This is a genomic window from Autumnicola lenta (assembly GCF_031846515.1).
Classification (GTDB): Bacteria; Bacteroidota; Bacteroidia; order Flavobacteriales; family Flavobacteriaceae; genus Autumnicola; species Autumnicola lenta.
In genome coordinates this window covers 217,118-230,942 of the sequence record NZ_JAVRHO010000003.1, presented here as the reverse complement: position 1 = coordinate 230,942, position 13,825 = coordinate 217,118, and the positions used below count along the sequence as shown (strand labels likewise).

Annotated in this window: 7 protein-coding genes and 1 CRISPR repeat array (1 of these 8 only partly in view); all 7 genes read right to left on the bottom strand. The window is 38.4% G+C overall.

All coding sequences use genetic code 11. The features are described 5' to 3' along the window. Window positions 1-1,124: 1,124 nt before the first annotated feature. A complete protein-coding gene (locus tag RM545_RS03390; protein WP_311493908.1) occupies window positions 1,125-5,171 on the bottom strand; it encodes a CheR family methyltransferase in 4,047 nt (1,348 codons plus the stop codon). Between the two features lie 280 nt (window positions 5,172-5,451). Continuing rightward, window positions 5,452-5,895 carry an iron transporter gene (locus RM545_RS03385; RefSeq protein WP_311493907.1) on the bottom strand — a complete coding sequence of 148 codons (444 nt, stop codon included), beginning with the start codon at window positions 5,893-5,895 and terminating at the stop codon, window positions 5,452-5,454. Window positions 5,896-6,395: 500 nt separating this feature from the next. Beyond that, entirely contained in the window at window positions 6,396-7,010 is a 615-nt protein-coding gene (locus RM545_RS03380) for an EF-hand domain-containing protein (RefSeq protein ID WP_311493906.1), read from the bottom strand. A 209-nt stretch (window positions 7,011-7,219) separates the two neighbouring features. Further along, window positions 7,220-7,570: a hypothetical protein gene (locus RM545_RS03375; protein ID WP_311493905.1), complete on the bottom strand. Its 351-nt coding sequence runs from the start codon at window positions 7,568-7,570 to the stop codon at window positions 7,220-7,222. 769 nt (window positions 7,571-8,339) lie between these two features. After that, entirely contained in the window at window positions 8,340-9,737 is a 1,398-nt protein-coding gene (locus tag RM545_RS03370; protein WP_311493904.1) for a C1 family peptidase, read from the bottom strand. A gap of 681 nt (window positions 9,738-10,418) precedes the next feature. Then, window positions 10,419-10,982, bottom strand: coding sequence for a VapC50 family PIN domain-containing toxin (locus RM545_RS03365; protein WP_311493903.1), 564 nt, complete (start codon window positions 10,980-10,982; stop codon window positions 10,419-10,421). After that, window positions 10,972-11,427, bottom strand: coding sequence for a helix-turn-helix domain-containing protein (locus tag RM545_RS03360; RefSeq protein WP_311493902.1), 456 nt, complete (start codon window positions 11,425-11,427; stop codon window positions 10,972-10,974). Before RM545_RS03360 ends, RM545_RS03365 begins: the two co-directional genes overlap by 11 nt. A 249-nt stretch (window positions 11,428-11,676) precedes the next feature. Next, window positions 11,677-13,825: direct repeats of the CRISPR family, unit length 37 nt; unit sequence GTTTCAATCCTAGTTTCTAATTGGATCAGTCTGGAAG; it runs 6,002 nt beyond the window's last position.

The following is a 13,825-nucleotide window of genomic DNA, read 5'->3' as shown; positions in this document are numbered from 1 at the left end:
ACGCATTGATTTATTCAAAAAGCATCCCGACAGACTCGATGGAACAAATCTTACCATTTTCCATTCTACTGCAAATAAAATAACTTCTGAAGCAAAATGAGAGGCCCTCAATATGCCAATTATCGGCATTAAGTAGAAACTGGGATGAAATTAAAGGTCAACATAGATATGGAGAGAGTTCCCGTGCAATTTTAACCCCTCCGGCCTACGGCCACCTCCCCTTGAAAAAAGGGGAGGAGCTCCTTAATTTTAGGTTTTTGACCCAATTCCAAAGTGAGAACTCCAAAACGCCAATTATCGACACTTCATAAAAAGAAGACGCATTTGATTTTATTAAAAAAACATCTCGACAAGCTCGATGGGACAAATCTTACCATTTTCTATTTCTCCTTCAGAACATAAATTACTTCTGAAGCAAAAATGAGAGGCCCTCAAAATGCCAATTATCGGCATTGAGTAGAAATTGGGATGAAATCAAAAGTTATCATCGATATTGATAGAGTTCCCGCTCAATTTTAACCACTCCGGCCTGCGGCCACCTCCCCTTGAAAAAATGGGAGCTCCTTAATTTCAAGTTTTTGACCCAATTCCAAAGTGTGACCTCGAAAATACCAATTATCGACATTAAATGAAAAGAAGACGCATTTGATTTTATTAAAAAAGCATCTCGACAAGCTCGATGGGACAAATCTTACCACTTTCCATTCTACTGCAAATAAAATAACTTCTAAAGCAAAATGGGAGGCCCTCAAAAACTTCAGTTATCGACATTGAGTAGAAATTGGGATGGAATCAAAAGTTATCATTGATATGGATAGAGTTCCCGTGCGATTTTAACCCCTCCGGCCTACGGCCACCTCCCCTTGAAAAAATGGGAGCTCCTTAATTTCAATTTTTTGACCCAATTCCAAAGTGTGACCTCGAAAATACCAATTATCGACATTAAATGAAAAGAAGACGCATTTGATTTTATTAAAAAAGCATCTCGACAAGCTCGATGGGACAAGCAGACCGTTTTAAAAGAAGACGCATCTGTTTTATTAAAATTAGCATCTCGACAAGCTCGATGGGACAAATTTGCCCTGACTCCTCACTTTTCACTTTTCACTACTCCCTCCACATACTTAGGAACATTTTTCAGGATCATAAGGCAAGGTAAAGGTAAATATTGAGCCCTGTCCCAGTTCACTTTCTACAGTTAAACTGCCGCCATGCCTTTCCAAAATTTCTTGTGCTAGGAATAATCCTATACCAAGTCCCGCATAGGTATCTTCATTTTTACCTTCCACGCGGTGAAATCGTTTAAAAATTTCCTTTTGATCTCTTTTGGAAATACCAATTCCTTTATCTGAAATACTTATGGCTGCTTTATGATCTTCAGATTCAAAAAGCCGTATTTCAATTTCCTTGCTATCAGGCGAATACTTTACTGCATTAGTAATCAGGTTAATCAATACCTGGCCAATCCTGTCTTTATCTGCCTTAATTTTGCAGTTGAACTCGTGCTGAATTTTAAATTGATGGTCAATTTCTGTACGTAGTATGTCCTGTACTGTTTCTTCAACAAACTTATTAATATCAAAAGTCTCCTTCCTTAGGTCCAGCTTATTTTCCTCTATTCTTGAAATGTCAAGCATTTCTGAGATGAGCCTGGTAAGCCTTACGATCTGTTCATCAATACGCCTTAAGGAAGGTTCAAGAGGCAACGACTCTATCTTCTGGCTTTCCTGTTGAAGCATACTAAGCAATAACTGGACATATCCTTTTATAGAGGTAACCGGTGTTTTAAGTTCGTGACTCACCAGCTGGAGAAAGCCTTCTTTTCGTCGTTCTTCTTCTTTAAACCTCTCAATCTCTGTGGTTGCTCCAATCCACTGCTTTATGTTCCCTTTTTCATCTTTAATACAAATTGCCCGGGTCAGGTGCCACCTGTATTCCCCTTGTCGATCCCGCAATCTCATTTCCATTTCCAGTTCTTCTCCTGTCTCTACACTTTTATTCCACTTTTCAATACTATTCCTGACATCGTCTGGATGCACAAGATTCGCCCATCCTTTTTCAACCAGTTCTTCACGGGTCCATCCCGAATAATTCTCCCAGCTCTTATTAAAATAGGTGACTTTTCCTGACGGATCTGCATTTGAAACCTTCTCTGGCATGAATTCAGTAAATTGACGGAATTGAGAGCTACTCTTTATTAAGGCATTTTCGGCCTCTTTGTGGATTTGGATATTGGTATTGGAGCCAAACCATTTCATAATCTCCCCATCTGTACTAAAGAGGGGCAGGGCCTTTACCAGGAACCAATTATAATTGCCATCTTTATATTTTAGGTTATATTCAACAGAAAAAGGTTCTCCTGTTCTTACGCACTTACGCCAATGTTCAGAAACTCTCTTCCGGTCGTTAGGGTGAACAAAATCTAGCCACCTTTCATCCTCCATGTCTGCATCGGTTGCCCCTGTAAACTCTTTCCATTTAGCATTAAAAAATTCCGGTTGTCCTGTTGCATCCGCTATCCAGATGAGCTGCGGCAGTGTTTCTACCAGGAGCTTAAATTTAATTTCGCTCTTCTCAAGGGATTTTTCCACCAGTTTTTTATCTGTAATATCCCCAAACACCAGCAGGATCAATTTTTCTCCACCTTCTTCTCTTACAATTTCCCGGGCATTAATCAACATAGTGCGCTCACCAATCACAGGAAATTCCTGGGTAATCTCGTAATTAGTAATAACAGATTTCTCGCTCAGGACCTTCCTCAGCAATTCTTCCATTTCTGACAGGCTCCATTCTTTCTTGCTCAGGTTTAAAACAGATTTGTTCTCAATTTCTGCCTCAGAGGTTCTAAAGGTTTTGTAAAACACATTATTAGCAGATTTAATCCTAAGATTACTGTCAAGTACAAGCCATGGCTCTCTAACTGTTTCAAGAATATCTACTGCAAAGTTGCGGGCGGTGGTGAGGTTTTTATTCATGCTCAGCAATTCCTGGTTGAGGCTGGTAAGCTCCTCGTTTGTGCTTTGCAGCTCCTCTTTGCTCGTTTCCAGCTCCTCATTCAGGGTTTGAAGTTCTTCGCTTCCGCTCTGCAGTTCTTCATTGGCACTTTGCAATTCTTCATTTGTGGCTTCCTGGTCTTCAGTAATACTACGCATATCTTCCCGGGCCTGTGCCAGTTCTTTTTCAAGCTGATGTATGAGCAGGTCCTTTTCATCTTCTTTTGGTTCTTCAGAAGAAATCTTTTCCACAACCTTTCTGTATCCTGAAACTTCAGGTTGTGCTAAGGGATCATGAAAGAGGACCAGATAATAAGGTTCTGCGAGGTTGGGCAAAGGAATAGCTTCAATAGAAATGATGCGTTGACCATTTCCTTCAGGAACAGGGATATTTTCTCTTATAACAGATTCATTTTCTTTTTTGGCGTGGTGAATAATACTTCGCAGTTCAAAAGAGAGGCCTGGTTTAGCCATTCTCAATAGGTTTAGATTAGGCTTGCCTGACTGTGGTTCCAGATATGGTCCCGTACGACCGCGAAAGTGTACAATATCCATAGCCTCATCTATTACAACGCCCGCAGGAGTGTACCGGCTTAAAATAACTTCATCTGCAGTCCGCTGGAAATCTGTTTGGGCGTTTTCTGCTTTTCTATTTCTGCTGAATTCACGAAAATTTTCCTCCTTACGCTGGGAAGCTACCTGCATAAATTTTCCCGGCCGATCCTTTGGCTTAAATATCTTGTGATTTTTTTCTGAAGGTATAAAAAGATCGGGGGCATTGCCGGTAGTTTCAGATTTTCCCAACAAGAGATATCCGTTTCTCTTTAGTGCATAATGAAATGTAGTCAGTGCTTTCTTCTGAAGGTAAGGCTGTAAATAAATAAGGACATTACGGCAGGCAATAACATCCATTTTTCCAAAAGGTGGATCTTTAAGAAAATTATGGAGGGAGAAAATGCACATTTCACGCACCTCTTTTTTTATCTGGTAATTGCTGTCTACTTTGTTAAAAAACCGGCCCACCCTTTGTGGATTCAGGTTCTCCAATTCAGATTTTTTATAGATTCCGTTCCGGGCTTTGCCTATTGCGGGCTCGCTAATATCTGTACCAAAAATCTGTACCTTCGCACTACTTTCGTTCTCCTCCATAAACTCATGCAGGCATATTGCGACACTGTATACTTCCTGTCCTGTACTACAGCCTGCCACCCAAATTCGCACAGCCTCTTCTCTACTTTTATTTTTCAGAATTTCTGGAAATATAGTGCTGGACAACCTGTTAAAGATCTCCTCATCCCTGAAAAACTCAGTTACCGGGATCAAAAGATCCTGTTGAAGTATATCCTGTTCATGTTTATGCTCCCGTAAAAATTTCAGGTAATCTGCAGGTTCCTTTTTGCCGCTTAGTGCCATTCTGCGCAAAATCCTTCGGCGTATGGTGGTTTGTTTGTAATACGTAAAATCGATTCCCTTTCTTATACGCAATAAGGCGAGTATCTGCTTATAAACATCTACATCTTCGTTCTCCAGCTCTTTTTCATTACCGTTAATTCCATAGAAGTTTTCAACAACCTCCAGGATCTTAGCCGGCATCTCCCGCGGAGAAAGAATAAAATCAACTACACCTTCCTCAATTGCGCAACGGGGCATAGAGGGATATTCGGCGGTGTCTTCACTTTGTGCAAAAGTGATCCCCCCATTATCTTTTATGGCCTTAAACCCGGCTGTCCCGTCAGCTCCGTTTCCTGTAAGAATTACGCCAATTGAATGTTCCTGATGTACTTCTGCCAGGGATTTAAAAAAAAGATCAATGGGCAAATTTTTTACAGCGCCAGCTTTCTGAGGTCTGGGGCTGAGTTCCAGTTTCCCGTCATTAGACATCAGCATTTTATTGGTGGGAATGATATAAATATGATCTGATTTTACCGTGAGATCATTGGAAATCTCAAGGATGGGCAGCTCAGAACATTTCTGGAGTAATTCCGGCAGCAGACTTTCATGATTCGGGTCCAGATGTTGCACCAGCACATAAGCCATTCCCGAATCCTTCGGGATCGCCTGGATAAATTCCTTAAATGCAGCCAAGCCCCCGGCAGATGCACCTACGCCAACCACAGGAAAATTGTTTTCAGACCTTTTTAAGCTTTCAATACTTGATTTTTTATTTTCCTGAGACATGTAGTAGTCAATGTTTTATAACAATTGAAATAGAACCATTTAAGTATTTCTAAAATAACCTTATATAAAGAAATACCATGCGGTAATGAATTTTATTTTTTTGTTTTTTTTATCTTTTAAGAACTCTATTGATTGCCTTCTGGACATGGACTGTTGAAGCAATGTAAAAGGGCCTATATAAAAAGGGAATTTTTGTCCTGATGTTATTGGAAGGATACATCTTTTAGTGCCATGATCAACTTACGCCCGGGAAGCTACAGTTAGTTTGCCGCAGATATTTCTACTCCGGCCCATGAGGTTCCCTTCCGGATTCCATCTCAATCTGCATTTTTACTTTTACATCCTTTTCGTATCGCTTTCCTTTAATTTCGTCATGTCTATGAAATTCCGGGGCGGGAATTTCTAATTCTACCCGGTATTTTCCTGCTTCCGGAATTTTGAAAAAGGCTCCGTAGTGAAAAAGGAATGGATGCCATAAAAAGGGAAAATCCTTTTCCACTACAAACTTACCTCCCTCGTCGTAAACTTTTCCCTTAATCTTCAGCTCGGGAATAAAACATTTATCCTTATTATCTCTCACTACGATTTCCAGGTGAGTATTGAAGCCCTCCTCCGGTACATTCCACTTTAGTTCTCCATTTTGGAGGCGGTAAGTTCCCTCGGCCTCTTCAGAGGCAAGACTGATAATATAGTCTCCAACTTCCTTTTCTGCGTGGTTATCCATTCCTTTCATATAATCAAGGGCTTCAGAAAAAAGCTTTTCCCTGTTGTTCGGCCAATTTTATCTTTTTTTCATTGTCTTCAATTTTCATCTTTGTATTCTTTTGGTTGAAAATTCGCTTTATAATAAGATAACAAACATTTGTCCTGCCTGCTACAAAAGCTCTGTTAAATCTACTTTTCAACTAATAAAAATATATACCAGAACGCGCATTCAGCTGACTGGTTTATTTGCTCGAGCTGAATGGAATTAAAGTTCGCCTGAATAGGATAAAAGGCTACTGAAAAAGTATAGATAAGATTTCTTTAAAAGGGTTTTTGATGAGCAAACTAAAGACGAAAAGGTTCTCTTCGGAATATGATATTATGGATTCGCTTAAGCCGGAGACAAAATCAGCACTGAGGCCACTGCAGACAAAAGAAATATGTAGGAATAGAAATAATAAAGAAAAAGCCGTCCAGAATAAAATTAGACGGCTTTCTTAACTTTGCATATAAAGACACTTAATATGTCTCATAATAGGCATTATAGGTATCGTACTCATTCTCATCCCAGAATTCATCATTATCCTCATCCCAGAGACCAAAAAGACCATCATCCCACTCATCGTTATCTACGAGTTCATCGTCATTTAGATCATAGTCGTTGAACCACTCGGAATCACCCCATCCTTCGTACCACTCATCATTATCGAGAAATCCATCGTTGTCGAGATCATATTCTCCAAAATCCTCCATGGCACCGTAGTCACCATATATGCTGGTATAGCCTTCGTTCCACTCATTCTCATCAATAAGATTATCGTCATCAGCATCTATCCAACCATAATAAGTACTATAAAATTCATTATCATCCAGATAGTTGTCATTGTCCACATCCCATGTGTCCCAGTCTTCATCATATGCTTCTCCAAATTCATCTGAGTCCCAAAGTCCATCGTCGTCCAGATCGTAATCTCCGAAGCCGTTCATAGCAACTTCTTCATCAAAAACTTCTTCTTCGGTGGCATAATCTTCTTCCAATACCTCATCATTCGTTCCTTCTGCGTTGTCACGACAAGACATAAATGAAGAGCATACCGTGAATAAAAAGATAAATAGTAAGTGTAATTTTTTCATAATGTAATTTTTTTGGTTTCAACAAATTTAAAAAATAGATACGTAACATTCTTAATTCTAAATATTTAACTCTAAAAGCTTAACGATTTTACATTACTTTAACAACATTCAGGAAGGAGGTACAGTACTCCATCACTTCTTTGCTGCATCTCAGAATTCACAGCAGGAATCCATGTTTTTGCAAAAGTAGCGATAGACATTATTGAATTTTATTCCTGGAGTTGTCCCTCAGACAAAGCCATTGTTGTCGAAAGATCTTTGACGTATGTCTGGTAAATTTCCATGCTCTGCTGATCTTCTTTTATACAAGAACACAACATAACGGGAAGATCAAGACAATCAAAAGTAATAGGCACATAGCCCCTGCCTACAAAAATTTCTGCTTCGATTCTACTTTTGTCATAAAATATCTCCACATTCCTGGCTTCAAAATAATGTGCGACAATAGCTTTATGAAAATTTATATTTTCTGTACTTCTATCTGTACATCTCTGGCAAGTTGATCGTATATAATGTTTTACTTTTTCAACTTTTTGATCTTTAAATATCCCGCTTTTCATCCCCTATCCTTTACTTAAAGATATTTCTTTTGGAGTTTACAGCAGGACTATCGGCAGCTGATTAGCAAATGTTTAACCTTGATTATAACTTTTTCACAAATTCTTCTGTTTGTTGTTTTTGAGATCTCAGATATTAAATTTTCGGTTGGTCAGTAGCCCTTTTTAGTGAACGCATTAATTATAGTATTTTAGGTAGAAGTAAAACATTACGGTTAACCTAAACAGAAATAATTCTTATTTGTAGCTCCCTGATCTTGACCTTAAAAAATTAAGTTATAATTTCCTTTCTATTTTATACCTTTTTCTCCGCCGCTCGTTTTTCTTCTATTCATCCTATCTTAACGAAACGAAAAACCTGGTGCTAGAAATACATCTCTCACCAAAATAACAACGGAAACGGCATCCTTCACCAACATTCCATTTTACAATTTAGAATTTAAACCTCGTTAATTTTCCAGCAACGGATTGATCCATGCCAAGGAGAGCTAAACAGGTAAATTGAGATGGATATTTAATCCTCTTCGCTACTCTTAAATCTCACCGACAGCTATAGGCTTCCGCTACATTTTAGAAGCATGTTATCTGCATACTACATACCTGCTCAAACAAAAATAAAGCCCTGCTAACCGATAAATTAACAGGGTTTCATTCGTTTTTAATGCTAGCAGTAGCCTCGACAGGAAATTAAACCTTTTATTCCCTTTCCTATATCCTACTGGAGAAGTAAGCTTAGATTTTGACGAAATATGAACTGCTTCAAATCAGACAATTATTCCCAATAAGTCATGATGTAAGACTTTCTATTAGGTCTATTATTTCCACGGCCAATAAAACACATTTTATTATGACGCTCTGCAATCTGTAAAAGAGTTAGAGCATCATTAAAATCGTCTGCCATTTCCATCCAGTGATTACCTTCTTTTAATCGCCAGCCTTTATTATCTATATCCTCGGCAACTATTTTTCTCGGATCATATGAAATTGCATCAACCCTGGTAAGAGGTTCATGTGGGAGTCCGCTATTACCAGCCCAATATTCAATAATATAATCAGACCTATTACTTCTATTGTTATCCCGGCCAATAAATCCGTGCCTTGTATGTCTTCTTGCAACGCGAAGTGCATTACGGGCATCTTCTTTCGTATCAAGCATTTTCATTCTACTAACTCCATCGGTTAGCAACCATCCTTTAGCTCCTTCATTTCTAATACGAAGATTTCTTGGATTGTAGTTGATCTCATCCCGGGTTATTACATTGTGAACATCCTGTATAAGATACATTCGTTCATCAATCCCAACCTCGCCATAGCCAATGCGAAAACAACCGTTTTCCTGATTATTAACAGAACCCCAGCTATTCTTGCATATCCAGCAATTATCATTATCATCATAACCTACTACGGCAACTGCATGACCTCCCGCATAAGGAGTGCCGGTGTATGTATAAACTCCATTTGCTCCTCCTCTCCAGAAGGCAAAAAAGTCATCATAGACATCAAACCTTGTGACCAATGGCCCTTCTTCCACCAGCCATTTTTTCATTAATGAAGTATTTGTTGTAGAATCATATCCTGCAGCTTTAAAGGTCTCGTAAGTTCCCTGAGAAAGCTCAACATTTTGGTTAGTGGCCCTATAAGGATAAACCAGCTCTGAACAAACACCCTCCTCAACAATAGAATCGAGGCCTTTATTAACCCACCATCCTACGCGTGGATCGCCGCTGTTACATTGCCTTTCATTACTAAAGAATAACGCTCCTTCAGAAAGGTCCATGTTAAGATTGGGATTATTTTTTAAAAGTCGATAATGAGATTCAAATGCAGCCAGTACCGCAAAAGCCACACATGATCCACAACCACCTTGATTTTTAACCGGAGAGACCCAGTTTTGATTATTTACATCACGCCAGTCCCAGGCGCTTGGCTGCCGCGATAGCGTGGAACGGAGCTGACGGAGAGTATTTGGTTGCCATTTTAAAAACTTTTGCGTTGATCCCCCCCTGAATCTTGGAAGTCTGGTTTTTAGCATTCCCGGTATTTCTGTTTTTGCACCTAACGAATACTTTTGTGATAACTCCTTTAGACTAATATCGTCTAAAACTTCGTCCGGAATTGTCCACTTTGCATTTTTGATCTTCAGTTGTCTTCTCAGTTCTTTAATTTTCATGGCCAAGGAATTTTAGAAATAATTATTAAGTTTGATTGCGTTATACTTCTAAAGATCAGGAGCTAATCGAATTTTTACAAGAGCAATTGAGTGAACGATCATTCTGGTTGAGTAAAAGAACCAATTCTTGCTTTGAGAACTGTTAAGCAGGAAGTAAATTCCATTAAAAAAACGTCCTGGATATCTCAACGTACACATAAAGAGAAGTTTATAAAAAAATAAAAAAGATAGGCCTCTGAACAAATGATATCCATCTTGATCCTAAAGATAATTTGAAGTTTATCTTCTTAGGGAAAATCATGAGATCACCAGATGCTAATAATATGAGCTATTGGGATATCCACAAAGTCAAATTGTTGACGATTTTTGAATTCTTTCATTAACATCAGAAGATATCAGCTAAAGCCGAAAAACAAAAAAGACCCTGAAAATGTTAGAATTAACAGGGTCGTATTTACTTTGAATATTAAAAGTAGCCTCGCCAAGAATCGAACTTTCTCTCCGGAGGCCCTATTTTAAAAGGCTTTACCCAATTAACGTTTATGATGTTGACGATCTGTGAACTCTAATTGGTGAATTTTCACTTCGCATATCAAAGATAGTCAATTGCTGTTAAATGACATGCGGACAATCACGCTCGCCAGCTCGCAGGGTTTTTATACGGGACATTGGCCATAATTATTACAGACAGGCGTGTAAATAATTTGCTGTATCTTTTAAACCAAGATTCCTCAATCGATCAAGAATCTGAAATTCATCTAAGTCAGGATTAGTCCTATTCATAACAAGTTTTTTGAAAGCTTCAACTGCTTTTTCAGGATTTAAATCAATTATATCAGTTAAAAAATCATCACTAGATTTAGCACTTAGACCAAAGGATGCTAAATAATCTTTCGGAAAATCCTTCAAGTTTTCAGTTACAATTATATTAGCGTTAGTTTTTATAGCTGCTGCTAATACATGTCGATCCTTTTCATCGGGTAAATCTAAACTTTCTATTAGTTGCTCATAATTATTGACCATCGCGTCCGGGAATGCTCTGTTGGCGAAATTGATTCTTTTAACCCTTTCTTCTTCTGGAATACCTTTTCTGTCCATGACATTATCCCATTCATCAAAAATATGCTGACTCCATTTAGGAGTAAACAATTCGTAATAAGCAAACCAAAACATTAAATCCCTAACTAATAGTGGATAAATTACATTGGTGTCCAAAACACAAATAAAGCGAACACTATGAATCATATAATCCGGATTCTTCGTCTGACTTCATCATTTGAATAATTAAATCTTCCTGCTCTTTCTTCATTTGATTCTTATAACGAGAAACATCTTCAAATTTAACCCTTCGATGTTTACCGATTTTTGTAAATGGAATTTTTCCCTCCTCTACTAGTTTTACAAAATGAGGTCTGGAACAACTCAAAAATTCTGCTGCTGCCTGAGTTGTCATTTCAGCAGCAACGGGCACTATAGAAATTGGTTTTCCATCACCCATTGCTTTTAAAATTTTAGCCAACAACTTTAAAGCCTTAAGAGGAATTCTTATTTTATCTTTAGTCTCTTCTATTTCAATTTCAGGAGATTTATCTTTGATTTCTTTTAATACGGCCTCTAGCGCATTATAAGATTCAAATGCTGTAGTTTGCTCTTCCTTAGAAGGCCTCTTTATATTCTTTAATTCTTCCATTGTTCTAATTGATTGATTTGATACAAATTTAAACGAAATAAACGAAACAATCGAAATAAAAGAAAACATTTCACAAATAACTGTGGCCCAATACTATATCTCATGAAATGCTAAAACCTGTCTAAATTGGATCATTCTAAAAGTTTTGATGAACGGCACAAAGCTGTACATCGACTTCAGTTTCAATCCTGGTTTTTGTTGGATCCGCCTGGAAAATACGGTTATCATTAGGCGGGTCAAGCTTGGCGAGTTTTAATCCTTGTTTATATTTGGATTAGGCTGGAAGATCACTTCATCACGATTTGAAATCTGAGTTTCAATTCTAGTTTCTCAATGGATCAATTTGGAAGTATAAGCAGCTACCGGTCTATTGCCCTGCTTATATAGTTTCAATCTTAGTTTCTAAATAGATTAATCTGGAAGTCAAATCGACGAGCTCTACATCCACAGGGTAGGTAAGTTTCAATCCTAGTTTATTGTTGGATCAGTCTGGAAGCGTATTTTGATCACTGGATGAAGGAAGAAAAATCAGCGTTTCAATCCTAGTTTCTCAATGGATCAGTCTGGAAGTGCATATCTGTTTACCTGCCGAAGATAGCGACCTGGGTTTCAATCCTAGTTTCTAATTGGATCAGTCTGGAAGCACCTATGCCTATATTACATTCGTCTGCCATTTCTCGTTTCAATCCTAGTTTCTAATTGGATCAGTCTGGAAGAGGAATAGAACGCTATTTCTTGCTTTGGAAAAGTCAACGTTTCAATCCTAGTTTCTAATTGGATCAGTCTGGAAGATGATGGCCTCATTCAGCGGATCTGGGATTCAAAAGGGTTTCAATCCTAGTTTCTAATTGGATCAGTCTGGAAGAACCTAAAGCCGAAGTACAAACCAATCCCGTAGAGTGTTTCAATCCTAGTTTCTAATTGGATCAGTCTGGAAGAATAACTCCGCAGCCAAAAAGCAAGGTGCCGGGTCTGGTTTCAATCCTAGTTTCTAATTGGATCAGTCTGGAAGCTTTGATATTGTTGAGTAATGAGATACGCAGGAAAGTTTCAATCCTAGTTTCTAATTGGATCAGTCTGGAAGAAATACCCTTGATTCTATTATTTCGTCGTGGCATTTGTTTCAATCCTAGTTTCTAATTGGATCAGTCTGGAAGTGGATCAATTCCAATAAGTACAGTTGACAAATTGAGTTTCAATCCTAGTTTCTAATTGGATCAGTCTGGAAGTGCCGAGATTGTGGATGAATATAAAGGAATCGTGGAAGTTTCAATCCTAGTTTCTAATTGGATCAGTCTGGAAGAAAACACCCCCTGAGATATGGCAAGACCACAAACAAAGTTTCAATCCTAGTTTCTAATTGGATCAGTCTGGAAGCCTACAGTGATAAGGCATATGTGCTTATAGGCTATGTGTTTCAATCCTAGTTTCTAAATGGATCTGTCTGGAAGTTACATAAGACTTCACGGTTATAACGCCCTTGCAAAGTTTCAATCCTAGTTTCTAAATGGATCTGTCTGGAAGTTTACGCTTTGTATTTGTGGCATGGCTAGTGGATATGTTTCAATCCTAGTTTCTAAATGGATCTGTCTGGAAGTGGAGGATATTTTAATTCGGCTGTTATCATCTTTATGTTTCAATCCTAGTTTCTAAATGGATCTGTCTGGAAGAAAAGAATTTAACTCGTAATGAAGCGCAAAGAATGGGTTTCAATCCTAGTTTCTAAATGGATCTGTCTGGAAGCTTACTCCCTGAAAAGTATGGTATAACTAACGGATTGTTTCAATCCTAGTTTCTAAATGGATCTGTCTGGAAGACAGCATCTTCAGGACTGCGGAATTCCAGCAATGCCGGTTTCAATCCTAGTTTCTAAATGGATCTGTCTGGAAGTGTTTTTTATATGATGTTATGCAGTCGGTCACAACGTTTCAATCCTAGTTTCTAAATGGATCTGTCTGGAAGTATCCAGGCTGCACTTACTGGACGAATCGAAGAACGTTTCAATCCTAATTTCTAAATGGATCTGTCTGGAAGATTCAGAATGGTTACGATAAAGATTGATGAGCGCACGTTTCAATCCTAGTTTCTAAATGGATCTGTCTGGAAGTTACGAGGAGGGTACGGATTCTTTGGAGTTACTGGAGTTTCAATCCTAGTTTCTAAATGGATCTGTCTGGAAGTAAACTCAGAAGGCTGGACGAACGGGTGGGAATCTGCGTTTCAATCCTAGTTTCTAAATGGATCTGTCTGGAAGCAAGATGATTCCAAAATACAAATTATCTGAACCTATGTTTCAATCCTAGTTTCTAAATGGATCTGTCTGGAAGTTCTACTTCAAAAATGAAGCCTGCAACGGTAAACGTGTTTCAATCCTAGTTTCTAAATGGATCTGTCTGGA